Raw genomic sequence first — 26,710 nt, 5'->3', positions numbered from 1 at the left:
ACTCTCCTTTGAGGCTATAACGTACACTAAATCACAAAAAAGACAATGCAACTACAGAACAGGTTGTCGATATGAACTGACTACCTGATGCCACGCGAGAAGTTACGTGTACTGCCCTATCAGTTGTTGTGAAGCCAATAACGCGGAGAAAGAAAAGTCGATCCTTCGCTCTCGACCAGCATCTGCCTGCGCCCTTCAGGGTATTTCGCAGTGCCAAGCCACTATAGTATGGCTTCTCTTCACCCAAAATGTATACATACGTTGCTTAACTATCCTACACTAATTATACGTCGTTAACTTCGTAGATCTCACATAGAAAGAAATATCAAGGAATAAAAAGAAACAAAATGCTTGATAGAAGAAGGTATGAAGAAGGGCATATAACCGGCTCCCCAGACCTGGGGAGCCAGTTAAGTGATGCTATTCTGCGACGTAGACGCGCGATTCCCAGGGAAGAATCGGCTCGCGCCCGGCACGCCTGGTAGGCACAACGCGATCCTGAGTGACCTCGCGCCAGCGCTTGCCTCTGGGCAGTTGAGGCCAGTTGTTGATGACGTATTCCGAGCGCTTATCCTTAGGGTTTGGGGTCCCGTAATCACTAAAGTTAGCTACGATGACCACCTTATTGCGGCTATCTGGCTCACCACGCACCCAGGCCATAATCCGCTTGCCATCCGCGAAATCGCTATGGATAAACTCCGTCTCGTTGACCCAGAGGGACTCGCAATTGGTGCGCAGGCGCACGAGGCGGGCCACGTGATCTACAATGCGCGTACGCCAGGGATCGTAGCGCCGCTCAAAGTTTACGGCATCACGCTGCTTCTCCGGTCCCTCCGCAGGCGTGTCATGCTGGTCGGCAAACTCCTCGCCAGCCAGAATCATCGGGACACCAACGGAGGTAATCAGGCAGGTAAAGGCTAGCTTGATGCGCTGCTCCTTCTCGTTGACCCCGCAGCTATTCAGGTAATCGAAGAGTCGCTCATTCCCATAGCCCTCGACATCATGCGAAGTGACGTAGTTGATGGCCTGCGAGCCATCGCCAAAACCGACCAGGCGGCAATCCACCATCTTCTTGACGGTATCCTCGAAGCTCTCCTCGTCGGGATGCTGCTGACCGATAATGGCCGCGCGTACATAGCGTTTAAAGTACTCGTTCCACAGGCTATCCACGCGATGCTGATGCACCAGGTCGAGGGGCATGTCCAGCTCTTCACCGGTGACAAGGAAACGCGCGCCCGCGATCTCAGGCTCGTTGTCCTGCTCCACCCAGCGCGCCTGGTAGACGCGATGCCCCAGGTCTTTAAAGCTCTCGACAAAATCCCAGCTCGCAATATTCACGATGCTATCGATGCGCACACCATCGATGCGATAGTAACGCATCCAGTGGTCGAGATAGGCCAGCATAAAGGAGCGCGCCGGAATAAATTTACCCGGCTCTCCGGTGAATGGATCATAGCCCTCGACCGCGTGATTATACTTGAACAGGTCGCTGCCAAAGCCATCGCGCTTGATATCCCCCACATACTCTTCGGGATCACCAGAATTCGCCTTGACAAAGAAATCGGCGTAGTTGATTGAGCGATAGGGATTGCGAGCCGCAAAGGCCATGACAACATCCGCGAAGAAACGCACGCCATTTTGATGGCAGGCACGAATCAAGCGCGCCAGCTCGGTCGTTGGTGCAGGCCGCTTACCCTTCCCATAACTGCCCAGGCTATAGTCGGCGGTAAAGTAGTTCGTAGTGGCATAGCCCCATCCACCATCGACATAGCTATCGGCGGGCGGCAACAACTCCAATGCCGTAATGCCCAGGTCGCGGAGATGCGCTCGCCCCTCCTGCAAGACAGTCAGGCCAAAGAAACTGAAAGGTATGGCCCCGGGATCGACCAGCGCCAGAACATCACGGAAGTTGCCGCCCGCGACCTGCACTCCGCCCTCTTTGCGCATTCTAGCCCAGGCTGTGGGCAGCTCATAGATAACCAGTTGCGTGTTGACCGGCAGGCTCTCCAGAGGGGGATCATTGCGCCAATCGGGACTCTGGCCCTCGGGATCGCACGGCACCAGCTCGCCATCCTGATACTTCACCACGCTCGCTGGATAGCGATCCTCGTTGCTAAACGCGTCATCTTCTGGCTTTGGCGAGAGCAAGCGCCAATCGACATTGAGGGCGAAAGGATCGGTGCAGAGGATACGCGGGTGACTTTCCTTGTAGGCATTGCTATCGGTGACCTCAAACCAGTAGTGATAGATCTTACCGTTTTCGAGCTGGCAGTCCTTAGCCGCGATATCCCATAATCCCTCACCTTTTGCCGAAGGAGACAGGGTAAAAGCCTGCTCCTGGCCTAGTGTTGGCGGCTCCCCAGGCACAAACTCACCAATAAGAAGCCTGGGAGCGGGATCGGTAACGGCGGGGCGCCAGAGCGCGAAGTGGGTTCTCTTATGTACCAGGAGGTCGGCCTCCGGCTGTGCCTCTGCCGGAGCTTTGATTACTTGCATCTATTACTACCTTTCACACGAGGTGGGTCTGCTCATTTTATAGGGGCGTGGCGAGAAAACCACGAGGTCTTCAGCCTCGTGGATGAATCGCCGGACCGCCCCCTGTTCTTTTGAACAAAAGACGATCCATTGACTCAAAAAGCTCTGCCCGAAGGCAGGTGGTGCGTATCCCTTCGCTCTGACCACGAAGGGAATCCGGCTTCATCTCGACAAGGTTCAAAAGGCTTTTTACACCGAGAGCACCGGCCCTTCCCTCAAGCCTACTTAACTCTCAGCGACAGAGCAGCGGTCTGATGCGTCAACCGCAGGTGTCATGACCTATCGAACGGAGCTCCCATTTCTGGGGCACAGTCTGGTGAACTCAAACTTCCGAAGAAGTTACTGAACCAAGTCTTCAGTGACTTCCGAAGAAGCCACTGCGTCTTCAGCTCAGTGGTAGTTCACGTAAGGGAATGGCATCGCAAGAATACCCCCACATATATAACTCGTATCACAGGCATAAATAGTCTCAACAAGACGACTTGAGTCTCTAAGTCAAACCAAACGCCTTGCCTCTACCAGTAAACAGGCATACAATACAGGCATAGCAAAAGCGAAAAGGATCAATCTACATCATGAAATTTGCGCTTAATACCCCCAACTTTGGCGCCTATAGCGACCCCCGCTTGCTCGCGGAACTCGCCCGGGAAGCAGAGGCTGCCGGTTGGGATGGCTTTTTTATCTGGGACCATATTCATCCGGGCCGCAACCTCGTAGAGCCAACAGCCGATCCCTGGATCGCGCTGGCCGCCATGGTCATGACAACAAGCAAAATTACACTGGGTTCACTGGTAACTCCCTTGCCACGCCGTCGTCCCTGGAAGCTTGCTCGCGAGATCGTCACTCTTGACCACCTCTCGCAGGGACGCGTTATCCTGGGGCTGGGCATCGGCTCCGACCGCCGCCAGGAGTATAGCGGCTTTCAAGAGTCCGCAGACAGCAAGCGCCACGGCGAGATGCTCGATGAGGGTTTGGAGGTGCTTTTGGGACTCTGGAGCGGCGAGCAATTCAGCTATACGGGCAAACACTACCAGGTCAACAAAGAAGTTTTCCTGCCCAGACCAGTTCAGCAGCCACGCATCCCCATCTGGCTGGCAGGAACGTGGCCACATAAGAAGCCCTTTCAACGCGCAGCACGTTGGGATGGCATCAATCCTATCTGTTGGGATAAAGCCTTGACCGCCGAGGATTATCGCGAGATTCGCGCATATATCCAGCAATATCGCACCAGTGACGCGCCTTTTGATGTCATCGCGAGCACACTTGAAACAGGCACGGACCCCGAAAAGGACCGCACAACCGCCAGGGCCTATATAGACGCTGGCGTTACCTGGATGCAAGAGCGCATTGAGTGGCATACCAGCGTACCGCAAGCACTCACGCGTATCAGGCAGGGACCCATCCGCATCTAGCCAGCCAATGAGATTAAACCTCTTTGAAGGAACGCATGTCTATATGCCTTCCCTCTTCTCTTTTCTCCGCCAATAATGCTATTATTCCAATATTGGAATAATAGCATTATTGGCGGAGAAAGATTATCACGACTCTAGGCTACGCTCTTCTGGCACTTCTCGCTCGCCAGGAGTCCTCTGGCTATGACCTGGCTCAACGCCTTAAACGACCTATTGGCTTCTTCTGGACTGCTCATTCCAGCCACATCTACAGTGAGTTGGCCCGCCTGGAAGAGGGGGGATTTATTACCGCGCAAGTGGTCGCGCAACCTACTCGCCCGGCCAAGAGGCTTTTCTCCGTGACAGAGAGTGGTCTTGCCGCCTTACGCACATGGGTGACCACACCCATTGAGCTATCACCGCCACGAGATGAGCTTGTGCTCAAGGCCTACGCTATCTGGCTAGCTGACCCTTCGCAGGCTATCACGTTGTTTCGGCAGCAGGAGAAGCAGCACGCGGCACGTCTGGCTGAGTATGAACACATCCTGGCCCGAATCGAGCACAAGCATGGCGAGCAACTGGATATTACGCTGCCCGATTTTGGCAATTATGCGACTCTCCATGCGGGTGTGTACGCGGAGCAAGCCTCAGTCGCCTGGTGTCGTTGGATGGTGGAGCAGTTGACAAACCATTCTCGACAGGAAGCAGAGCAAGGATAGTCGCTTACTTACTCACATCTCGAACCGCTATGATAAGTACACATTTATGTGGGACACCCAAAGTAGTAAGATTACCCACCAGCTCCCACCCCAGGACCAGCCCAATGGCGTTGCTTACTCGCCAGATGGACAGTTTGTTGCCACATCAAACGACGCTGGAACTGTCCAGATCTGGGATGCACAAGGCAAACTTGTACGTGTTCTAACCGGTCATACAGATGCGGGCTGGGCTTATCCCGTCGTGTGGTCGCCTGATACCTCACTCCTGGGCACCGCACGCGCCTATGGCCTGGTACAACTCTGGGAAGTGCAAAACGGGCAAGAGCTGGCCGCCATTCAGAGACACAACGCAGGTGTATTTACAGGGAGCTGGTCGCCTTCGGGTACTGTTATTGCTACTGGCAGCGACGATGCAACGGTTCGCCTCTGGGGGTAACGCGGTAAAGCCCTTATCTGGTACTGCTCAAGTAGGCGAAACACTGGGTTTACGAAAAAGAATACCTTATTCACAGTTGGAGGAGCCGCCCCTTTTTCCTCCTTGTCTACACCTCTCTGTCGCATGCATGTCAGTTCAGATTGCTGCACGAGTGTAGACTATGCTAGTCCTAAGGTAGAGAAAAGTCGCAATGATACTGCCTCCCATGCTCTTACATTGCATCGACACTACTGGCCAGAGATCCCAGAGGCCGAACGGAAAACCCGCATCCTTTCTGGCTACTCTAAACTTTCCATTTGTAGAGCTGTAACCTCTTTTCACTTACATTATAGGCTAATGCCTACCAGATCATTATTAACTACATTTGCATGCAGGAGTATAATTTTGAGTGAAGCATACTCTCGCTACACGTGTTCGGCAAATCTTATCTTCGAGAGAGTATCAGTGCAGGTGGAAAAGGTGGAGGTAAAGTAGATGTGTCTTCTATTTTCAAACTATAAAGCTGCGTGCAAATGCCTGATCAATGCCTCGGCGCGTGCAGGCTCGCTCCTGCTCTTCATGGGCCTGCTTTTGCTCCTCGTGAACGCATGCAGTGGAGATACGATCTCGCATTTTTTCTACAATGATCAGCAGGATGTAGAGGTCTCGCAGGATATGTATACCGTCTCTGGGCACCCCTTAATCTCCATCCAGAGCGATGCGGCCAGTATACATATCCATAACGGACCTACTCAACAGATCATCATTAAGGGCACGAAGCATACCGCACACGGCGATACCATCGAAGCCAATTACTCACAACAAGGCAATACCATTACAATTACCTCGCACATCAACCGGGCTGAGGCCAGGAAGGAGGCTTCCAACCTCACTTATAGCAGCGAGACAACCTTCCTGGAGCTTGACATCACCACGCCCGAAACGAGCGACACCAATATTCAGGATGCCGCTGGCTCTGTCACGCTAGAGAACCTTTCGGGCCAACAAATCGTCAAAAGCGAGGGAGGTTCTATTATTCTCAACCAGACCACCCTTACCCGTGCCTCCTGGATAGAGACTATCGCAGGCACCGTCACCTTTGATGGAGATGTCGCCCCTCAAAGCAACATCACCATGAAGACCACCGCCGGCACGATTGAAGCTACTCTCTCCAAAGATGACCTCGTTGATGTCAGCGTCGATTCCATGCTGGGACAGGTGCAAAACGATTTTGACTCCTCAAGCACATCGCCAACTCAATCGACCCTGCACATCGAGAACACAACCGGCTCCGTCCTCGTCCACCAGCGCACCAACTAGATCTATAAAATCCCCATCACAAACGTACTAAGCAATTGACAGCTGAACAATCGTAACATAAAATCGAATAGAAGATATATAGGTGGCAATGGCTTTAGCAACGGGACGAATATGCAAATTACGGAGAACACGCAAGACCTGGATCGAGATATCGATGGCTACCGCTTGCTCAAACTCCTGGGGCGCGGCGATGGCTCAGAAATTTATCTCGCGCAACGGGAAGGCCAGCAGCTTCCTGTCGCAGTAAAAATTCTCCCAGGGCAACGCGCAGGTGACGACCTGGCGCGCTTCTATGTTCATGCCGCTCGCATCAAGCGCCTACAACATTCACATATCGTATCCGTACGCGACTACGGCACACGGGACCACTTTACCTATCTCGTCATGGACTATATGCCCAATGGCAATCTGCGTGAGCGCCATGCCAGGGGTAGCCTCGTCCCTCCAGCCACGGTTATTCGCTATACCCAACAGCTCACGCAAGCCCTGAGCTATCTGCACCGGCAGCAGCTTATCCATCGCGACCTCAAGCCGCAAAACATGCTGCTCAACGCTCGTAACGAAGTTGTGTTAAGCGACTTTGGCATCTCAGTAGTCTCGCACAGTCTCGATCCCATCGCGCCAATTCAGCATGATTTTGAGGGAACTGTGATCTATTGCGCACCCGAACAACTTCTAGGCAGGCCACGGCGCGCCAGCGACCAGTATGCTCTAGGCGTGGTCGTGTATGAGTGGCTCTGTGGCGCGCGACCCTTTACTGGCGCCTTCGATGAGATGGTCGAGCAGCACCTGCACCATATGCCCCCTCCATTGCGCAGCCAAAATCCCTCACTCTCGCCCCTGATTGAGCAGGTGGTCATGAAGTCCCTGGCCAAGAGTCCCGAGAAGCGCTTCCCCAGCGTCGACGACTTCGCCCAGGCGCTCACCTGGGCCATCGAACAAGATTTGCCGGAGGCGCTTCCCCCACCTCCCGAGACGCCACGCCCCGAGCTCCTGCGCCAATTCAAGCGACCTGGCCTATTTTAAATCTCTGAAATAGCCTATGCTATGCTGCTACCAGCACGAAAATAGCATATTCATGCCGTGGAAAAGATTTCCTTTCAATAAAGGTGACGAATAATGACGACCAGAGAGTATCTGACCTTTGCCCAAAAGCACCCTCAACTATTCGTGAATCCACCAGGCGTAATCTTCACAATCCTACTGGACGAAGACAAAATACAGCAGGCGGAAGCGGAGATGACCAGGCGCCTGGCTGCACATAATTTGCCAACAGAGTGGGCAAAGGTGGGAATCGTCTATCAAGATCAATATTTGCTTTTACTGCGCGATGCAGTGTGCTTCCCCGATGGCTCTCTAGGCACGTATATACGCTTTGTGAATCCTGGTGGAGATCCAGGCGTCATTATCCTTCCCGTCTGCCAGGGGCGTGTGGTGCTGCTGCGTCATTTTCGTCATGCAACGCGCACATGGCATTTAGAGGTTCCGCGAGGATTCGGCGAGCAGGGATCGTCAAGCGAAGCAAATGCCAGGCGAGAGCTAGCCGAGGAGATTGGAGCGGCTGGTGCTGGAGTACGCCTCGTCTTTTTAGGAGAAGTCTATAGTGATACTGGAATCAGTGCGGCATCTAACAAACTCTATTATGCAGAGATCGAAACATACCACGAGGCAGAACTGTATGAAGCCGTTGCCGAATTACACGTGGTACCAATAGCAGAATTTGAGCACCTCATCCGTGACAATGAAATTATAGATGGCCTGACGCTCTCAGCGTACGCGTATGCAAAAGCCAGAGGACTTTTCTAGCACAATTGATACAACTCCTATACCACTCTTTTAACGCGTCGCCTCTTCAGAGGAGAGTGCCTGCCTGGCCTCCTCTTCATCCTTCGCCACACTGATCCTCCCCACTAGTGCCTTCAAGGCATTACGTAGGCCAGTTGTTCTCCAATTGACATCCTCCCCATGGCTGGCAGCCAGGGGATTCCTAGAGTCGCCTCTAGGGTTTCCTGCTTCGCTGAGTCTTGCCTGAACGAGACAAAGCCCGTCCAGGTCTTATGGACTCTCCACAGGCGAGGACCGTGAGCCCCACGGTCACAATATTCTTGGCAGCGTTGATATCGCGGTCATGATGGACGCCACATTCCGGGCAGTCCCATTGACGGACATCAAGCGCTAAGGAGTCGAGGAGATAACCGCAATCGAAACAGCGCTTACTGGAGGGATACCATTTGTCAATCTTGACCACGTTTCGACCATACCAGTTGGCCTTGTATTCGAGTTGGGACACAAACTCGCTCCATCCCACATCGCTGATCGCTTTGCTGAGGGTTGGGTGCTTGACCATGTTCTTGACTGCCAACGACTCGACACACACCACTTGGTTCTCGCGTATGAGTCGGGTCGAAAGTTTCTGCAGGAAGTCACGGCGGCGATCAGCGATACGGGCATGAATGCGTGCTACTTTGAGACGTGCCTTGTCTCGGTTTTTCGAGCCCTTTTTCTTCCTGGCATGACAACGTTGGGCTTTGCCCAGTTTCTTTTCATCCTTGTGGAAGAACCTGGGATTGCCCACCACTTCGCCTGTTGAGAGGACCACAAAGGACTTTAAGCCAAGATCAGCACCAATCGCCTGCTCATTGGCAGGTACATGCTCAATCTCATCTTCCACAAGGATGCTGATGCGCGTAACGGCCAGCACAGTCTTTGGAGATGGTCACACTCGAAGGGGGGGCATCTTTTGGCAGAGGGCGCGACCAGCGTATATCAAGGGGGTCGTTCATCTTGGCGAGGGTGATAGCTCCATTGTGCCAGGTAAAAGCGTTTGCGGTATAGGTGGCGGATTGCTTGTTGCGTTTTTTGTGGAAGGTGGGGTACTTGGCACGCCCTTCAAAGAAGTTGAGAAACGCTTTGTCCAGGTGACGAAGAGCTTGCTGCAAGGGCACGCTAGAAACGGCGTTCAACCAGTGTGTCTCTTCTTGCTTTTTCAAGTCAGTCAACAGGAGACTCAACTCTTTGTAATAGAGTCGCTGATGGTCGTTGTAATAGGCATCGGTTTTCTTGCGCAATGCCCAGTTATAGACGAAGCGACAGCACCCAAAGGTTTGAGCAAGGATCTGCTGTTGTTCTGGCGTGGGATACACGCGGTACTTGAAAGCGCGTTTCTGTTTCATAGGTTACATTATAGCAGTTACGGTGCAAAAATGCAACAATTTGCACTGCCCTATCCACCCCAAGAAAGGAGCGCGCCATTCATCCCCATGTTTGCGCAACAGGGGTCTTCTGGCGCGGTTAGATAAGCTTTAATGAGTGCGGCGTGGGAGAGGGGGCGACGCAGGTCATCAATGTTGGCATTGGTCTCGTAATCTAAAAGAATCACACTCGCCTGGGCGGAAAGCTGGCGCAGGGTCTCTAGCTCGGGCTGGAGCTCATGCTCCAGGACCCAGCGATAGGTGGGCAGGTAGATGGCCGAACGCGCCTCGCGGTAGCCAAGCAACCGCTCACCATCCACGCCCTCGCGATGCCCAAGCACACCGCCCAGGCTGCGACCGGAGCGCTTGATACCCTTCATATTGGCGATACGAAACTTGCTCACATCCACGCCAGCCTGCTCAAAGACCTTCAAGCCCTGCCAGACACCCTCGACGCTCCAACTGGTATACCCAGGCGAGAAAGGCACAGGAATATCGCCATGCGGATAGAAGGGGCTGAAGCGCACCCAGGGATCAGCCCCACGCGATGTAACATCGATAACCTGCACCTCGCCATGACGATGCTTGATCGTCTCACCACTGAGGCGATGGCTCTCAACAAATACTGGCATGCTGCTTTCTCCCTGAAAAAATGCGCTACTGACGCACGCGGTCCGCTTGCAGGGTGAAGCGGGCATATTTGGTGCCATCAGCCTGGATGACGAGGGTGCTGAAATCGCTCACACTGGATGGCGCCAGATGCATAGAGCGGAAGTCGGAAACGACGAGGGTGGCTCCAACATCGCGCAGGGCCTGTGCTCTCTCGGTGTCATCCTGGATACCTACGCAGGTCGCGCCGGCGGCGTATCCGGCGCGAATGCCGCTGACAGCGTCTTCAAAGACGAGGCAATCCTCGGCGGCTTTGCCAAGCAGGCGCGCTCCAAGCAGGTAACATTCTGGATCGGGCTTACCGTGAGTGATATTCTCTACGGTCACGATGGCGTTGAAGAGTTCGCTAATGCCAATATGCTGGAAGGCGAGATTGACGCGCCAGCGTCTGCCACTGGTAACGAGCGCGGTAGGAATACCCTGGCGCTTAAAGTCGCGCAGGAGGTCGACGACACCCGGCATGGCCTGGTAATACATGTTGCGCTCAAAAACCATGATATCTTCATGGATCGCCAGCCGCGTCTCGGCGCTCATATGTGGGAAGAGTCTGGTCAGGGTATGCTCCGCCGGGCAACCATAAATATGATGCTTAAAATCTTCTTCGCTCAGTGTGATGTTTTCGCGCCGTGCCAGCATATACCAGAAGTCTCTAACCGATTGATTGGTATCCGCGACAACGCCATCCATATCAAAAAGTGCTGCCTGATAGTTTTTCATAATTTTTTTCTGTGTGATCCTTTATAAATTTGGTCTGGCTACCTCTTCTATTATGTTCGCACGCTTTCTGGCTCAACGCAAGCTAACAAGACAACACCACAGGATAGGCCTCGGCTCGCAAGCTCGCCAGGGTAAGGGGTGTGGACGTGGAAAATGGAGCAAAGCTCCATTTTCCACGTCCACACCCCTTACCCTGAGCGCCGCAGGCGTGAGGCTCTTCTGGAAGGGCTTTACGTTTGTTTGCGATAGCGGGGGAGGGTTTTGACGAGCTGGAAGCCAAGCTTCTCATAGAGGGGTCTAGCCCGGCGGTTCCTTTCGGCGGTGCTGATGCTGACATGTGTCACGCCACGCTCGCGAAGGCGGTAGAGGGCATGTAGAATCAAGCTTCTTGCCAGGCCCTTGCGCCGGTAGTCGGGATGGGTGCTCACTTCATCGATAAGGCCTCTGAGTATTAATGGACCGGAATACCATGCTAAGAGCTTGGATGGCGATAACGTTCGTTATCGCCATCCAAGCTCTTACAGCCTATCCGAATAACCCTGTCAACAGAAGCGTGTGTACGAGAAGATGTAACCCTTTCCAACCGGGAGGGAATCCGTAACCAGGGTTCTGTTGCTCACGTGTTCATTTATTTTGAAGGATCTTGCTCAGGAGAGCTTCCAGATGCGAACGGTCTGGTCGTGGCTGGCCGTGGCGATATGGGTACCATTGCTTGACCAGGCGACGCTATTGATCCCCTCCGTGTGGCCAGTGAGCATGAAACAAAGTTTGCCCGTTTGGGCCTCCCAGATGCGGGCAGTCCTGTCTTTGCTGGCAGTCACAAGATACATGCCATCAGGAGACCAGGCGGCACTTTCGACGAGGCTGGTGTGGCCACGAAAGGTATGGAGCATCTGACCAGTTGCAGTGTCCCAAATGCGGCTGGTGTGGTCGGCGCTGGTAGTGGCGATCTGCTGGCTATTCGGCGACCAGGCCACACTATACACGACGTTTATGTGACCCGTAAGGATACGCGAGGATTGTCCTGTTAGCGCATCCCAGATGTGAGTCGTTTGGTCATCGCTGGTAGTGGCGATCTGACGATTATCCGGCGACCAGGCGACGCCATTGACAGGCTGCGTGTGACCAGCAAGAGGATGCACCAGTTGGCCGGTCAGCGCATCCCAAATGCGGGCGGTCGTGTCCCAACAAGCCGTGACAATCTGATGACTTTTGGGCGACCAGGCTATGCCATGAAGAGGGTGCGTATGGGTGAGCGTGAGCAAGGATCGACCGGTCGTCGTATCCCAAATGCGGGCAGTGGTATCCTGGCTTGCTGTTGCGATGAAGCGGTTATCGGGAGACCAGGCGGCATTTTCGACACCTGCCGCGTGGCCTGTCAGGGTGAGCAGAAGGTGACCCGTCTGAGCGTCCCAAATGCAGGCGTGCGCATCCTGGTCGGTAGTAGCGATGCGGAGGCTATCAGGGGACCAGGTGGTGCCCCAGATAGACCCCGTGGTATTGGTAAGGATAAGGATTGTCTCTCCTCTGGAGAGTTGGCTCATAAAAGTTCGCCCTTCCGTGAGCTCGCCTGATACCAGGCGAGTTTTGGTACTTGATCTTTTTCATTGCTCGTCAGGCTGTTGTTTCATGGGTACACCAATTATACCCTCCAAGTCATCCTTGATGCTAACAGCCTCTTTGAATAACCTGCTACAATAGAAGTCATGAGCAAACAAGAAACGAAGAAGCGACAGCGACAGCGCACGCCCAACAACCGCACCACGACCGGGTTTCGCATCTCTGATGAGTTGTGGGCTCTGCTTGAGCCACTGCTCCCCGTCTACGTCAATACCCATCGCTTTGGTGGAGGCCGACCACGCAGGGCTGATCGCACCTGCGCCGATTGTTGTTTGTCGAATAAAACGGATCTGGCACACTTTGAGGGTAGACTAAGATCCTAGCGATTTTGGTAACTATTCAGAAGACCCATGTAGAAGACACAAATCGTGCATGCGCTTTCGCTTTTGAGCTTGATATGGCTGCGAACATAACAGCATTTGCACGTAATAATGCTTTTACTCCACCCTTCTGAATAGTTACCGCGGTTCAGTTTATGCAAGAACGGAGAACAAGTTGGATTATTTCAGCCACACTTCCAGCGCCAGGAGCTTTGATGCAGCTTTTACAAAGTGGTCAGCTTGATGTCAGGACTTTCACTCATAATGTCCTTGTCTGAGAGCGGATAAACCTTCCCATGTTCTCAATTGATTGCTGTCCTTCAGGTAAGACGGAAGCGTATTGCTGGAAGACGTGCCACAGGCCCTCCCAGACGGTCAGTTCGACCGGAACCTGCGCGGCTCTGGCGTGTTCCGCGAGCTGAAGAGAGTCATCTAAAAGGACTTCATCATTGCCCACCTCGATCAGCAGGGGTGGGAAACCGTGTAGATCTGCGTAAATGGGCGATAGCAGTGGATTATGTTTCTCTTCCGTCCCAGCATAGAAATTCGCCAAAAAGTTAATCAAGCTACCAGAAAAGATGGGATCGGCCACGTCACGTGTCGCTCGACTGTCAACGGCGCCAGCGAGATCGGTCCAGGGGGAAAGGAAAACTGCCCCTGCTGGCATGGGAAGGTGTTGATCACGCACGACTTGCAGCAAGGCAAGGCCCAAGCCGCCACCCGCCGAGTCACCAGCAAGCACGATCTGCTCTGGTCTGGTCCCGTGAGCAAGGAGCCAGCGATAAGCCGTCAGGGCATCATCGAGCGCGGCCGGAAAGACGTGTTCGGGCGCGAGACGATAGTCAACCTGCAAGCTGCGGACCCCAGCCGCAGCGCTCAGACGCGCGACGAGCTCACGATGTGAGGTGAGCGAACCGAGGACATACGCCCCCCCATGGAAGAACAGAACCACGCGTTCCTGGTCCGCGCCAGCCGGGCTAATCCATTCCGCAGGGATGCCATCGATGTCCACAGACTCAATGCGTGTTCCTTCTGGTAAGGCCAGAGGATGCCCCACATAGGTTTCGATGCGCTTCTCATAGGAAGCGCGCTGCTCTGCCAGTGGCGCTGGAGCGCCTTGAGCAGCCTTGAGGGCCAATAAGTAGGATCGAATCTGCAAGCTTTCTGGGCTAGGCATCAGGAAATCTCCTTTTTCATATGGATATTCATCTAATAAGATGAGTGGATAACCTCTCACTGGTAGTTACTATAGTTGAAAAAATGGTTTCTTGTAAGAAGGAACCAAAAAGTGATAGACTTACCTTATGGTAACAAAGAAGCAATCACGCCCTGATATTTTCCGGGCCGACTGCCTATCGCGGGATACCCTCCAATTGATCGCTGATGAGTGGACGCCCCTGGTCGTCTATGCATTGGAAGAAGGCGCGATGCGGTTCAGCCAGATACTCAAACGTATCGACGGCATTTCGACCAAGATGCTCACGCAGACCTTGCGGGCAATGGAACGCAATGGCCTGGTCCAGCGCGTCGTCCATGCCGTTGTGCCTCCAATCGTCGAATATTCCCTCACGCCTCTGGGACAAACACTGGTTAAGCCCGTGAATATGCTCCAGATGTGGGCATACGAGCATTTGCAGGAGGTCGCGCGAGCGCGTATGGCCTATGATCAGAGCGATCATCCTCCGATCCAGGAAGAAACCGCTACCCGTGTTCAACAGCGATAGTGGTGAAAAGCCCAGCACCTATCATTCTAAGATTTACACTCAGGGTCATAATGCCTCTTCCGCGAGGGAATACCCATGACGATTAGAGCAGAAAGGGTTTCTCATTACGAGTGCAGTCGCGTCCCTTCTCTAGAGAAGGGGCATTTGTTTTTATAATTGGCAAATGAGCCACTCACGAGACCTTTCTGACTGAGAACTCTTGGCATTTCTGAGGTATCTAACAAGGTCGTCAGACCAGGTGTGGACACTACTCACCGCCCTGTGGCATAAGAGCAACATCCCTCCTACGTGGGTTCTTGGACACTTTCGGTGTGCCTCCCACATGGGCCCAGCAGATAGATGGAGTCGTTTGAGACTATTCTGTCTTAGAAAGGACAGATTGCACAGGTATCACAGCAAGCGATTGCTCCAAGAGATGCTCAAGCGTCGTTCTGTTTTCTCTTAGCGCCAATTCATTGGCCAGGGGATCAGGATTACCGAGAGTCGCTTGATGCGCCAGACGCCAGGCGAAGAACTTTGCCAATTGCGCATGGTGCAAGGCCTGGTAGAATTTCAACCCTTCCAACTCTTGTGGCTCGATCGGGGCTTCAGCCAGATAGCTCTGCAAGAAACAGTCAGTTTGAGCCTGGCTAAAAGAGAAAAGCTCTGCTGTAAGAGCCACATCGAACAGAAGCGGTCCCCAGCCAATCGCTCCCCAATCGATCAGGCCCACTTGATGTGTTTCTCGGTCATAGAGCACTTGCAAGCTGTCTCCATACAGTGTTCCGTAAGTGACCTGGGTGCGCACTTCAAAGGCTTCTACAGCCTCAACGGCTCTTTGGAGCAGGGTAGGTAAGCCAGTCTGAGCAGCCACCTCCACCGTTTCTTCTTTCAGATAGGCAAAGAGGCGGTCGCCGCTTCGTGGCCTGAACTGTTCACGGAGCAGAATGGTGTGGATACGTCCCAACAGGGAACCTGCGAGGTACGCACTCCCTGGCTGTTTCACGTCCAGAGGTTCTCCTGGAACAAAATGCAGAAGGGCTAAAGGATGAAAGAGGGTCGGTGGTCCCTCAAGCATGACGGTTCGTTTCCCAGCCACAGTTCGTAGCGGTGCGCCACTCGCAATACCAGCACGTTCGATGATCTCAGCAGCTTGCAGCCCAGCCTCGAACGCCTCCTGAGTGTCATAAGCAAATTTGGCCACGAGGCGTCCCTGGCTGGTATCCACATACCAGATATCACCCGTAAACCCTCCGGCAATGCGGGTGAGCGTCAGTGGCTGGGGAAGCGACCAGACAGTCAGAGCCGAAACCAGAGCTGCATCAGGCAAAGTAAAGGGCATGTTGCTTTCCTTTCATTCGGCTCAAGGATCCTCATGAGCCTGATCTTTCACAAAAACGTTCTTCTCCCTAACGAGCAGCACACCGAATGTGTCCAAGAACCATAATCTGGCGTGGTATCGGGAATAGTTCTTTTTCTGTTCTTCCCTTCTCTTCTTCGTCAGATCTTGCTGCTCATTCGCCAAGATATTTGGGAAATGCGCCAACAAATGGTTAACAATGGTCGCATTGCTGGCAAATCTCAGGTATACTTACCTATGGCCAAAAGGCCTCTCAGTGTCTTTTTGACCAAAAGATAACAAAAAAGGGCGAGCATTGTATGGAGTACTCCCGTAGAAAAAGCCTTTGGTCGCAGAGCAATTTTCTCAAACTCTGGACAGCTCGGACCATCTCCCTCTTTGGTTCCGCGATTACGACGCTCGCACTTCCGCTGACAGCAATTAGCATACTGCATGCAACGCCATTTCAAATGGGATTGCTTCTCGCGCTGGGGCAGGTCCCTCAGCTCCTCTTCGGATTTGTGGTGGGAGCATGGGTTGATCGTGTACGGCGGCGTCCCTTGCTGCTGATCGCGGACCTTGGACGAACAGTGCTCCTGGCCCTTATCCCCCTCTTGAGCTTTCTGCATTTTTTAGGAATCGAAGCACTCTATGTATTGAACTTTTTCATTGGTGTGCTGAGCGTCATTTTTACGATTGCTTCCACTTCGTTTCTCCCTTCGCTGGTTGAGCGTGAGGATCTGGTTGAGGCCAATACTGCGCTTCAGGTCAGTCAATCGGCCGCGCAGATTGCTGGTCCCAGCCTTGCGGGTATTTTTATTCAGTTGGTGACGGCGCCCATGGCGATTATTGGTGATAGTATCTCCTTTTTTCTTTCTGCCCTCTTTATCTGGCGTATGGGTGGGAAAGAAGGGGGTGACGTTTCCCTGGCCTCTCGGCAAAATCTCTGGGAACAGATTCGCGTCGGACTCGACGCTGTGGTCAAAAATCCTATTTTGCGTGCGCTTGCCATGGCGAATGGAGTGGCGAATATCTTTTGGGGAGCGCAACTCTCGCTGTTGTTGGTCTACATGACTGAAGTCCTCAAAATCAACTCGCTGTGGATCGGGATCATCTATGCGTGTGGAAATGCAGGCTTTCTGATAGGAACACTGCTGGCAAAACGCGTGTTGCAATGGTGGGGTCTGGGGTGGTCGCTGTGCGCAGTGCCTCTTTTGAGTATCAGCGGGGCACTTCTGGTCCCTGTTGCCCATGGTTCGTTCCTCGAAGTCGCTCTGGCCCTGGCATTTGCCCAATTTCTGACGGTGTGTCCACTCATCATCTATCACATTCACGAGGTGAGTCTTCGCCAGTCGATCACACCGGATGCCCTGCAAGGGAGAGTGAATGCAACGACGCAAGTAGTAAGTTGGGCAACAACTCCTCTTGGAGCGCTCCTGGGAGGATGGCTTGGAGAATGGATAGGCATACGCTCAACCTTGTTTCTCATTGTTGGTGGTCTCCTTTTAGCTCAACTCTGGCTCTGGTTTTCTCCTGTCCGTACTCTGCGTACGCTTCCACAGGAGGAAGAGTAGAAGTACTGATGCTGGGATGTTACGAGATAAAGCATCCAGTGCTCAATGAACTCCCCATTTTCCCATTGTCGCTTCATGGGGTCACAATATTTTTACCCAGCAAAATGGGGTCCCGACATAAAAGCCCTTCTCAATTCCGGTAAGAGCGACCCTACCCTTAGCGGATTCTAGAGTTTTTTATGCCGTGACCCTAATTAAACGAGAGAGGCTCAAAAGTGGCAGAAACATCCAATTTGACTTTATTCGTCCATATTTGTTAAAATAGATCTCGATACTTTGTAGATACAAAATTTTTCACAAAGGAGCTATCTATGCCGGGTCATTGCTAATGTGTGCCAGAGATAACAGGAGAAAAGCTACACTGTTGCTGTAGGGCAGCAGGATTTTCTTTTGCGTCTCAATGATGGATGGCATCACATTAGCAGCTTCATCGCAAGGATCGGCATTGCTCACTTCTCGCTATCTCGCAATCCTCTGAAGTTGCCTCCCGTTGCAAAACAGCACATGGATGCTTTTTTGTGCATATCTCTGGCATATCATCCTTTCTCCCTCTCTCCCGTAAAAGTGTGTGCAACCCATGCTTGGCATATGATTTCTCACATTGTAGAAACCCTGAGAGCGCCGCAGGCGCGACACCGGGCCGGAAGCGGGAGCATTACAAACGGATTCACAAAAGATAGGAAAGGAACGATTATGTCATCATATTCGCGTAGAGACTATGCCCGCAACAGAGATGAACACTTGGAGCAGATTCTTGCCTTTTTACGCAACGATGAGCGTTTCGTCGCAGCCTGGCTCACTGGCAGCATTGGGCGAAACGAAGGGGATGAGCTGAGCGATTTTGACCTGCGCGTCGTGGTCGCCGACGCTTACGCGGAACAGTTATGCGCTTGTAGTCCACAGCAGGTAGGAACCGTTACCAGCGCCGAGCGACTTGCTCTCTATAAGCAGTTTGGTCAACCGCTGGTCCTTTGTGAGGCTCCAGGCTTTCCGCCAACGGGGGGATGTTTCAATCACGTTGTCTATCGCGAGACGGCCATTACGGTTGACTGGGTGCTGATTCCGCAAAAAGACGCGCAAATCCAGCAACAGGAGTGCCGCTTGCTGCTCGATAAAGTTGGCCTCCCCAGCGCGCCCCCAGCCTCAGAATCCGCCGAAGAGCGTCTCCGGCTCGCGTCACGCGATGTAAGCACCTTCTGGATGATGACATCTATCAGTATTAAATATGTTCTGCGTGGAGATCTCATCATGGGAGATCGCTTCATATTTGGCAATGCTTACTTGTTGCAGGATGTGAAACAGCGCGTTGCAGGAGAGACGCTGCACTGGCAGCGTTTGAACATGTCCTTTGCCACGACGCGAGCGGAGCAGGTGGCACTGATCAGGCAGCTTTGCACGGAAATGCAGGAGGAGATGAGGAAGCTCGTAGCCCAGGGTGGGCAGGTCCCCGATGATCCGATGTCAATCATCGAGGTCTGGCTCTCGATTGAGTGACCTTTTAGAGTGACCCTCTGGGGTCCCGCCATATTTGCCTCTCTAGATCTCGCTAGGGGCAGGGGCGCTCTTACCGGAATTGAGAAGGTTTTTTATGTCGGGACCCCAAATTCCTTAGCGTGCGTTTTCGTTCCATTCATACTCAGAGGCCGATAACGCCTATATTGCCTATTATACTCGTCTGTACGGTAGCAACGGGACGCTCGCCCGCGAAGAGCAGGTACCAGAGTGTAGGATCGACGCGCCCCTGCTCAAAGTTGGCGAGATACTCCTGATAGGCCGCCTCGTCCATAGCCTCGATGCCAAAGGCGCTCTGATCGGCCCAGAACTCGTTATGCTGCGCCTCCCACAGGATACGATAGAGTTCGGGACGAATGGTGCTCACGCTATATTCAGCTTCAAAGCTCGCCTGGGACAGGTTCGCCAGGTCATATAGCTCATAGATCACGCCTGTCCAGGCCTGGTGGTAGCCTTCATGCTGGAGCAGCTCGGTGGATGAAGTCTTTAAGCCAGAGGGATTGGCAGCATACTCCCATTTCTCGACATCGGGATTGCTGCTCACCAGTGCGCGCAAGCGCTCCTCGGCCCAGTGAAGCAGGCCGGTTCCCAGGCCACGCCCGCGCCAAGTGGGCACGACACGCCCCATATGCAAGTAAGCCCAGGTACCCGAATCTTCAGGCCACCAGTTCAGGCGCACAAAGCCAATGATCTCCTCTCCCGCGCAGGCCACAAGCATGTTCGCGGGATCGATCTGTTGGAGCAGTTCCCGCACATCAGTGAGCGTCGGCATACTCTCAAGTGTACTCACGCTAACGATCTGGTCGGTCTCACGACAGGCCTCAAACAGGGCTACCAACGCCCCGGCATCCTCCACACCACGCGGCTGCCGATACGTCACACCTTCAAGCACAGGCAAATAGGGCGAGAAAATAGCAGTCATAGCAAACAGCACCTTCCCGAAAATACACTAGAAATACACTATATCCTGGAAGCATACATATTATCTAAAATAACCAAGCAGACTTTCATAATATCATAACACCTGATTTTTGTCGATTTTCCAAAATTCATTCATTTCCGATGGGTAAGGGTGTGTGGCGGCGCGCTGGCGAGGCCAGCGCGCCGCCACACACCCTTACCCATCGGAAATATTCAGCTATGAAGCGCTCTTATGTATGGGCAGTTTTGAACTCTTTGAACCCTGAAGCCAAAGCAGGCTCTAAACTGTTTGAAATGAATGCTGCTCACGCATCAACCAGACGTAGCCATCTTCTAGACCTGGTTCAACAGGTGTCGCATTCGACAACGAACTCAGTTCACCAACCACGCGGTATTGGATATTTCCTCCCATATTGAGGGTCGAAACAACCGTAAAGTTTCCCCGGGGCTTAACACCATTGGGCATAGAGATAACCCATACTTTACCATGTGCTTCCTGTAAAAGCTGGGCAATAGTTCCCTGAAAGACCACTGCTCCGCTGTTCATCACAGCTAGATTATTGCATGCCTGCGCGATATCCTCTACGATATGGGTGGAAAGTAATACAGTTCGGTCGCCGCCCAGGTCAGAGAGCAGATTACGGAAGCGAATACGCTCTTCAGGGTCCAGACCCGCAGTCGGCTCATCAACAATCAATAACTGGGGATCGTTCAAAAGCGCCTGGGCAATCCCAACACGCCGCTTCATGCCACCCGAGAAGGTCTTAATCTTGCGTTTTGCCACATCACTCAGCGCGACCATGGCCAGTAAGTCTTCAACCCGCTGCTGGCGTTGCTTACGATTGTCCATTCCTTTGAGGATGCCGATGTAATCAAGAAATTCACGCGCAGAGAGATCAGGATACATCCCCAGGTCCTGCGGTAGGTAACCTAATATGCGTTTGATTTCTGTGCGCCCATGCTCTGTCATCCCATTAAGCTCACCGATACGCAACATACCATCGGTTGGACGTAGAATACCCGCCATAATACGCATCAGCGTGGTTTTGCCCGCACCATTAGGGCCAAGCAAGCCAAACATCCCATTTGGGATGGTCAGGTGAATGCCCTTGAGGGCTTGCACATTACCACGATAGGTTTTCGTCAGGTTTTGAATTTGAATATTCATGAAGAACTCAACTCCTTCTCTAAAGTACTCGGAGACTTCCACGCCACTATTGGCGAGCCTGTTGCCATTGCAAGTAACGCGTCAAGGCAAGCATGACAAGTAGCGCCGTCCCAACGAGGACCGCTATACTGGCAAGGCCAAGCGCAGGTGTAATGTGCAAGCCACGTGTATCAAAGCCAGCATGTCCGAAGAGGCCAAAGGCCATAAAGATACCGATGGGGGCAATAATCGTGCGACCAAGCGTTGGGATTTCGGGTCGAAACCAGAAGATGTTTCCCCAGAGCCAGTAACCAATAAAAAGGAATTGATAAATTGGCACTTTCATCACAGCCGGACACGCAATAGAGAAGGCGCTGATAAAGAGCATACCCGGTATGACAATAGCTAGAAATGTGACCACGGCAATCGGTATGGTCATTATATTTTGTGAAAGAACAGTGATGTAAATTGTTCCAATAATGTAGAAGAGCACCATCGGCATTAAGGTTGCTGACATCGCTCCCAGATACTTTCCCAGAAGGCGGACATTTAACCCCGCAGATGTGGTTGTGAGCAGTTCATCAACCTTAACGCGGTGGTCACGTGGGAGGCGATCAGCCAGCAGAACACCAACGCAGATTGGCAGGTACGTGTTGATATACAACGTCCAGAAAATGATCACCGTTACCAACGAGGTCTGCGCCAGGAACGCAGGCACATCCTTGAGAATATCGGAGGCGACAAAGAAAAGTGAAAAGAGCAGAAAGACGACCGTAAACGTGATCCAAAGGGCACGTCTGCGTACCTGCATCAGGAACTCGTAGCGGAAGACCCCCAGAAAAGCGGACAACTGATTGCTCACGGGAAACACTCCTTCTATTCTTCAGTTGATCCCTGTAAAAGACGCTCTGTGTTGTGCGACAAGAGCCAACCGAGTGGTAAGAGAACAATTGCAGTGGCAAGCACCTCAAAGCGCGGAACCAGCCACTCGTCCTGCCAGGCAGCAGGCGTGATGGTCGTGATGTACTGATATGCGGTAAAGGTTGGAAAGAGCAGTATTGGTCGTAACCAGCCCGTCTCCAGAATGAAGCCTGTCGAGGCGAAATCGATCATCCAGATGACGCCAAGCAATGCGCCTGTAGCAGTGCGGCTATTTGTCAGGAGCGAAAGGCAAAAACCCACAGCGATAAACCAGAGCAAGGGCGCCAACCAGACGAGCTGTAGCAGCAGGAACTGTAAGAGAAATGGCCAGCTACGTGTAAAAGGGGGTTGCTCAAAGGCGCCAGCTAGTCCCAAACCGCTGATGAAAAGTAGAGCAATCAGCGCGCTCCAAGTGAAGATGAGCCCTACACGCAGTAGCCCTGTATGATGATATTTTCTTGGCATAGTGAGTTGGAGCTCTAGCGCTGGCTCCTGAGCCAGTGTGCTCCCCACGATGACCCCCGCTGCCAGTGGGAGAAACATTTCAAATGACGTGAGAAGCAGAAGCATCGGACCTTTATGCATAACGCGAAGCAGCACGGCAACAAGGCCAATACCTGCCATAATGAGCAGTGGTGTCAGGATCAAGGTCGTCCAGCGCAGCTTGATCTCGTAACCAAGACGATCTAACGACATAGATTCCCTTTCTCTTCAAAGTCGAATACACAACGGGCCGCTACATTTCTCTGGCGTTATGTAAGAGACGGCTTTGCTTTGGTAAGTACAGGAAGGTAAAGAGCAGGCATACGAGTGCCAACCAGACTGGCAAAGCTGAACTATTCTGCCAATGAAGCAGAAAGACCTGCCCATCGGAGCCAATCGGTAGCAACTCCAGGAAAAAAGTGAACAGAAAAGAGAGCCATGAGCCAATCAGCAGCGCTGAAGCCAGCGTTAGCGAAGAAGCGAAGAGCATCGGGCCGAGCCAAAACTGCACCAGACTCCACAATCCTTGTGCGTATATCTGAGCAACTATCATTGACGCAAACAGAGAAAGCAGCAAATGTGAACCGATAACGATCAGAAAACGGCAGAAGGTGATCAGGCGTAACGAGGTGGGAGTGGAAAGGGTAATTTCCAGCCCGGCATCTAACCTCGCATTCGAGGTAAAGGCAATACCCATTGCCGATGAGAGAGTAGTCACCAGTGTCAGGATAAAGGCTATGTTATGCACGTTACGCTGTTGCCAGATCGTAAACACGACAATGCTATAACTCAGGACCTGAACAATAAAGCACGCCACCCAGTAACTTTTGAGCACCTGAAATTGTCGTGTCAGAACCAACCAGCTATGGGTTATGCTCTGTACAAAACGCTGATAATGTGCTCTTTTCTCTTGAGAATGAATATGCTGTTTCGTATCTGATGAGGAAACATCCCCAAATCGATGCATTGCCTCCTGAGCGACTTTGCGTACAGCCTCATGTGAATCTTGTAAGGCTGCCAGGAGAAGCGAATGCCTTGTTTCCTCCGCGAATGATGAGCAGTCAGCAAGAGCCATAACTGCCCGTTCACGAACCTGCCAATCGTGATCACGTAATGCGAGAAGCCATTGCTCCAAAGGGATATGCGTACGGGAACGAGCAAAAGCTTGAACAGCAGTGATACGCACAGATATGTCCTCGTCGTGTAATGCCTCCAGGAAAGGATCAAGGGAAGAATAGTTTTTACGCTCGCCCAGTGCATGCAGAGAGATCGCACGGATGTCCCAACTATCAGCATGAGTTGCGCGCAACAACTCGTCTTCCGATGCCTGTTTCTGATGCGCATGTAAGTGGTCAACACGACCGAGTATGGTAGCAAGAAGTGTATCAGGAGCTTGATGCATGCTCTCCTGAGCGGCATTTAGGCCTTGCGGCTTTTGGGGATGCTGCTGTTCCATGTTTTATCCTCCTTCCCGGCAGGTAATCGCACTGCCATTTGTGCGCGCAAAAGACGCAGTCCACGGGAAATATGCGACTTTACCGTTCCAAGTGGCTGGTTGAGCAGATCAGCGATATCTTGATAGCTAAGGTGCTCGAAATAGAAACACAGCACAGGAACACGATACCGCTCAGGCAGGGCAATAATCTGACGCTCCAACTCCTGGGCTTGTTCTCGCTGTTCAACGTGTATTTCGGGGCTCGTTACCGTTGTATCCTCGATTTCTAGTACCTGGCTCTCCTCCTCTGAAGGATCCATGGAGACAATATGGAAATGTGTCCTACGGGTATGCCGATGAAACTCATTGAGTGTGACCTTATAAAGCCAGGGCTGAAGCTTCAACGCCTGAAGGCGCTCTTGAGGGTATGTTACCAGTGCGATATAAGCACGCACAAAAGCTTCCTGAACAATATCTTCAGCATCGGCCTGACTTCCCACTAAGCGATATGCAAAAGTGTAAAGGCAATGCCCATAGCACTCTACAAGTAGCGGAAACGCCTGGTGGATATCAGTGGCGAGCAGAGCCAATACATCCTGCTGGCTACACTCCATAATTCAACCTTTCATAGAGGGAATCTAAGCTCCTAACTTATAGAAACCCAAAAATGGCTCTAAAGTTGCAAAAAATGTAGTTGGTAAAGCATAAATTGGGTGCAAAGTGTAGAATAACACTGTAGTTAGAGCAAGCTGGGGCTGCTCAGGAAGACACTTCTTTAAATTTGTCGATACAAGATTTATGAGTATAATAAATAGCAGAAACAAATTTTCATGTTACAAGACATGTATCTCTCTACTACTTCTGGTGACGTGTGCCTGTTGGCTGGTAAATCATGGGGATCGCTGGCATCTACCTGCCGAGATGCTTGCAGTTATTGTTTACCAGCCAGACTGGCATACTCTCCTTCTCTTCTGCGAACCATACAGTGTCATATCTTCTCTGAATTACGCGGTACCACATCCAAATATTTGACGAGGCAGGTCACAAATTATCATCCCCTCCTGGTTGCCTTCGGTGAGTACACAGTGCCAAAAAACCGCAAAAAAGGCCTTCTATGCGCTCTTAAACAGCTATACTTCTCCCTAGAATGTCATGAGCTGCTTGAAGGGAGTCTACCGTATGCGCATGAAGTTACTGGCCTGTGGCGCGTTCTTCCTCAATACCTTTCTCTATGGCACCTACTACGCGGTCTCGAAGGGGTCGCTGGGGCGCATTGATCCGATTGTGTTTACCTTCTTTGTGATGCTAGCCCTCCTACCCCTGGCCCTGTGTATTATTATCTATTCCTGGCACGAGATTAATCGCGAGGTGATAAAGAGTGGAGTATTGCTGGGAAGCTGCATCTGTATCGGCCTGTTTACGCTCTCGGTGGCGTTGAAATACAATAGCGCGACGAGCACGGCCTTCTTCCCCTCGCTCAATGGCTTCCTGGCGGCGATCTGCGTCTGGCTCTTTATGCGCCAGCCCCTGCATAAGGCGACATGGTTCGCCGGGCTGGTCTCGGCCTGTGGCGCGCTTCTGCTCATCTTGAATTCACCCATCGGCGGCCTGCGCGGTGCGCTGATCGCCTTTATCGGGGGCCTCTTCTGCACATTCTATGTCTTCCTGGCAGACCATGAGCAGCGCGGCAAGGCCTATCTTCCTCTCTTCGGCATTCAGTTGCTAACAATGGCCATCTGGGGCAATTTCATCGCTCTGCTCTTTGGTAACTGGCAGGATGTGCATCCACTGCTTCCTAATGATCTGTGGAGCGTGCTCTATATTGCCTTCGGCACGACCTGCCTCCCTACGCTGATTACGGTACGTTTGCAGAACTACATCTCGCCAATAACGGTCTCTTTCATCTATATCCTGGAGCCGGTGCTGGGCGCGGCCTTCGCCAACTACTACCTGCACGAGGTTCTCCCCCTGGATGGCTACCTCGGTGGGGCCCTGATCGTGGCCGGTGCCTTAATCAATACCTGGGGTTCGGCGGAGCGGCCAGCAACACAGGGAAAGCGGAGCATGGCACTCTTTGGCGATCGCCTGATGCAGACCTGGCGAGGCAGTGATGGCGGCTTGATCCTGCCCGTTCTGGGTGTGATCGCTGGCGCCTTTGCCCTGCTGCGCCTGGGTGGCTTCCCGCCCGCGGCCTGGATTCTGTTGGCCCAGGTGTGGCCGGAGTACCAAACCATTGTCGCGCATGGGCATGGCTCAATGCTGGCCCTGGTCATAGGGCAAGCGCTCTGCTGGCTCCTCGCCTGGATCGCGGTCGCGGGACTGAGCATGCTTAGCTTACGTCGGCTGATCCGGCTCTTCAATACGCCTACAGCTGCAAGATCTATCCCTTCCACTATCCCACGTGAGCATGAAGCTAATACACAGGAGGTATCTGACATGGATGTCCTGGCAAGGTCATTTGAGGTCGAGGATGTACCAATGGAGCAAGCCCCCACCGTAGCCTACACCCTGGAGACCTGGGACGAGCACGCGCGTCACCAGCCCGGCACAACTCCCGCCAGCATCTACTGGCGCCCAAGGCAGCGCGAACGCAAGCGCCTGCTTCACCAGCATCACCAGGAGGCCCGGGCCTCCGCCGGGCTAGCCAATAAAGCTCGCCTGCGCCGCCAGACGGTCGATCTCTCGGGCCTGCACGCCGACGCCATCTTCGGCGAAGAGCTACCCGCGTACGACCGCCTCGACCGATAAACAGTAGCCGCGTACGCCAGTAGCGGGAGG

The 26,710-nt window shown here is 52.8% G+C and carries 23 protein-coding genes and 3 pseudogenes; 12 read left to right on the top strand and 14 right to left on the bottom strand.

Features of this window, described 5'->3' with window-relative positions:
- Positions 1–420: 420 nt before the first annotated feature.
- Positions 421–2,496 (bottom strand): alpha-amylase family glycosyl hydrolase, encoded by a 2,076-nt coding sequence (locus tag KRAC_RS48275; protein ID WP_007919854.1) that lies wholly within the window; start codon positions 2,494–2,496, stop codon positions 421–423.
- Between the two features lie 614 nt (positions 2,497–3,110).
- Here KRAC_RS48275 and KRAC_RS48270 point away from each other — a divergent pair.
- The 7 genes and pseudogenes from KRAC_RS48270 to KRAC_RS48245 all read left to right on the top strand — a co-directional run bounded on the left by KRAC_RS48270 (position 3,111) and on the right by KRAC_RS48245 (position 8,186).
- Positions 3,111–3,947, top strand: coding sequence for an LLM class flavin-dependent oxidoreductase (locus KRAC_RS48270; RefSeq protein WP_007919852.1), 837 nt, complete (start codon positions 3,111–3,113; stop codon positions 3,945–3,947).
- Between the two features lie 122 nt (positions 3,948–4,069).
- Positions 4,070–4,255: pseudogene (locus tag KRAC_RS80355) on the top strand (PadR family transcriptional regulator); the annotation flags it as partial.
- Between the two features lie 30 nt (positions 4,256–4,285).
- Positions 4,286–4,645, top strand: coding sequence for a virulence activator alpha C-terminal domain-containing protein (locus KRAC_RS67930; RefSeq protein WP_007919850.1), 360 nt, complete (start codon positions 4,286–4,288; stop codon positions 4,643–4,645).
- 46 nt (positions 4,646–4,691) lie between these two features.
- Positions 4,692–5,081, top strand: a complete 390-nt coding sequence (locus KRAC_RS48260; RefSeq protein WP_007919849.1) for a WD40 repeat domain-containing protein — start codon at positions 4,692–4,694, stop codon at positions 5,079–5,081.
- 474 nt (positions 5,082–5,555) lie between these two features.
- Positions 5,556–6,380, top strand: a complete 825-nt coding sequence (locus tag KRAC_RS48255) for a DUF4097 family beta strand repeat-containing protein (protein WP_007919848.1) — start codon at positions 5,556–5,558, stop codon at positions 6,378–6,380.
- Positions 6,381–6,491: 111 nt separating this feature from the next.
- Entirely contained in the window at positions 6,492–7,406 is a 915-nt protein-coding gene (locus tag KRAC_RS48250; protein ID WP_007919847.1) for a serine/threonine protein kinase, read from the top strand.
- Between the two features lie 93 nt (positions 7,407–7,499).
- Positions 7,500–8,186, top strand: coding sequence for an NUDIX hydrolase (locus KRAC_RS48245; RefSeq protein ID WP_007919846.1), 687 nt, complete (start codon positions 7,500–7,502; stop codon positions 8,184–8,186).
- Between the two features lie 193 nt (positions 8,187–8,379).
- Here the strand turns inward: KRAC_RS48245 and KRAC_RS80350 are convergent.
- The 5 genes and pseudogenes from KRAC_RS80350 to KRAC_RS48225 form a co-directional block, all read right to left on the bottom strand.
- Positions 8,380–9,553, bottom strand: a pseudogene (locus KRAC_RS80350) (RNA-guided endonuclease TnpB family protein).
- A gap of 50 nt (positions 9,554–9,603) precedes the next feature.
- Complete coding sequence (locus tag KRAC_RS48235) at positions 9,604–10,203, bottom strand: DUF6939 family protein (RefSeq protein WP_007919845.1); 600 nt, start codon at positions 10,201–10,203, stop codon at positions 9,604–9,606.
- Between the two features lie 25 nt (positions 10,204–10,228).
- Positions 10,229–10,957 carry an HAD family hydrolase gene (locus tag KRAC_RS48230; RefSeq protein ID WP_007919844.1) on the bottom strand — a complete coding sequence of 243 codons (729 nt, stop codon included), beginning with the start codon at positions 10,955–10,957 and terminating at the stop codon, positions 10,229–10,231.
- Positions 10,958–11,187: 230 nt separating this feature from the next.
- A pseudogene (locus tag KRAC_RS67925) lies at positions 11,188–11,433 on the bottom strand (GNAT family N-acetyltransferase); the annotation flags it as partial.
- 171 nt (positions 11,434–11,604) lie between these two features.
- A complete protein-coding gene (locus KRAC_RS48225) occupies positions 11,605–12,537 on the bottom strand; it encodes a WD40 repeat domain-containing protein (protein ID WP_274532216.1) in 933 nt (310 codons plus the stop codon).
- Between the two features lie 126 nt (positions 12,538–12,663).
- Between KRAC_RS48225 and KRAC_RS80345 the strand changes: the two genes are divergently transcribed.
- Complete coding sequence (locus KRAC_RS80345; RefSeq protein WP_420795885.1) at positions 12,664–12,900, top strand: hypothetical protein; 237 nt, start codon at positions 12,664–12,666, stop codon at positions 12,898–12,900.
- Positions 12,901–13,156: 256 nt separating this feature from the next.
- On the opposite strand, the gene KRAC_RS48215 is transcribed toward KRAC_RS80345, so the two are convergent.
- A complete protein-coding gene (locus tag KRAC_RS48215; protein WP_007919837.1) occupies positions 13,157–14,074 on the bottom strand; it encodes an alpha/beta hydrolase in 918 nt (305 codons plus the stop codon).
- 127 nt (positions 14,075–14,201) lie between these two features.
- Between KRAC_RS48215 and KRAC_RS48210 the strand changes: the two genes are divergently transcribed.
- Entirely contained in the window at positions 14,202–14,621 is a 420-nt protein-coding gene (locus tag KRAC_RS48210; RefSeq protein WP_007919836.1) for a winged helix-turn-helix transcriptional regulator, read from the top strand.
- A gap of 355 nt (positions 14,622–14,976) precedes the next feature.
- Here the strand turns inward: KRAC_RS48210 and KRAC_RS48205 are convergent, their stop codons facing one another.
- Positions 14,977–15,942: a phosphotransferase enzyme family protein gene (locus KRAC_RS48205; protein WP_007919835.1), complete on the bottom strand. Its 966-nt coding sequence runs from the start codon at positions 15,940–15,942 to the stop codon at positions 14,977–14,979.
- Between the two features lie 317 nt (positions 15,943–16,259).
- Between KRAC_RS48205 and KRAC_RS48195 the strand changes: the two genes are divergently transcribed.
- Both KRAC_RS48195 and KRAC_RS48190 read left to right on the top strand, forming a co-directional pair.
- Positions 16,260–17,513, top strand: coding sequence for an MFS transporter (locus tag KRAC_RS48195; protein WP_007919834.1), 1,254 nt, complete (start codon positions 16,260–16,262; stop codon positions 17,511–17,513).
- 693 nt (positions 17,514–18,206) lie between these two features.
- On the top strand, positions 18,207–19,007 hold the full coding sequence (locus KRAC_RS48190) for a hypothetical protein (protein WP_040447339.1): 801 nt from the start codon (positions 18,207–18,209) through the stop codon (positions 19,005–19,007).
- A 142-nt stretch (positions 19,008–19,149) separates the two neighbouring features.
- Here KRAC_RS48190 and KRAC_RS48185 read toward each other — a convergent pair whose 3' ends face one another.
- From KRAC_RS48185 to KRAC_RS48160, 6 genes are all read right to left on the bottom strand, one after another.
- Positions 19,150–19,947, bottom strand: coding sequence for a GNAT family N-acetyltransferase (locus tag KRAC_RS48185; RefSeq protein ID WP_007919831.1), 798 nt, complete (start codon positions 19,945–19,947; stop codon positions 19,150–19,152).
- A 279-nt stretch (positions 19,948–20,226) separates the two neighbouring features.
- A complete protein-coding gene (locus KRAC_RS48180) occupies positions 20,227–21,114 on the bottom strand; it encodes an ABC transporter ATP-binding protein (protein ID WP_007919829.1) in 888 nt (295 codons plus the stop codon).
- Between the two features lie 46 nt (positions 21,115–21,160).
- Positions 21,161–21,955 (bottom strand): hypothetical protein, encoded by a 795-nt coding sequence (locus tag KRAC_RS48175; RefSeq protein ID WP_007919827.1) that lies wholly within the window; start codon positions 21,953–21,955, stop codon positions 21,161–21,163.
- A gap of 14 nt (positions 21,956–21,969) precedes the next feature.
- A complete protein-coding gene (locus KRAC_RS48170; RefSeq protein ID WP_007919822.1) occupies positions 21,970–22,710 on the bottom strand; it encodes a hypothetical protein in 741 nt (246 codons plus the stop codon).
- Positions 22,711–22,750: 40 nt separating this feature from the next.
- Positions 22,751–23,953: a HEAT repeat domain-containing protein gene (locus KRAC_RS48165; RefSeq protein ID WP_007919821.1), complete on the bottom strand. Its 1,203-nt coding sequence runs from the start codon at positions 23,951–23,953 to the stop codon at positions 22,751–22,753.
- Positions 23,917–24,546, bottom strand: a complete 630-nt coding sequence (locus KRAC_RS48160) for an RNA polymerase sigma factor (protein ID WP_007919820.1) — start codon at positions 24,544–24,546, stop codon at positions 23,917–23,919. The genes KRAC_RS48165 and KRAC_RS48160 overlap by 37 nt, the downstream gene beginning before the upstream one ends.
- 565 nt (positions 24,547–25,111) lie before the next feature.
- Between KRAC_RS48160 and KRAC_RS48155 the strand changes: the two genes are divergently transcribed.
- Positions 25,112–26,680: a DMT family transporter gene (locus KRAC_RS48155; RefSeq protein WP_007919818.1), complete on the top strand. Its 1,569-nt coding sequence runs from the start codon at positions 25,112–25,114 to the stop codon at positions 26,678–26,680.
- The last annotated feature ends 30 nt before the right edge of the window (positions 26,681–26,710 follow it).

Origin of the sequence: Ktedonobacter racemifer DSM 44963 (assembly GCF_000178855.1) — a bacterium.
GTDB lineage: Bacteria > Chloroflexota > Ktedonobacteria > Ktedonobacterales > Ktedonobacteraceae > Ktedonobacter > Ktedonobacter racemifer.
Note: the sequence above shows the minus strand (reverse complement) of the source record. Positions and strands in the feature narration are given on the sequence as shown.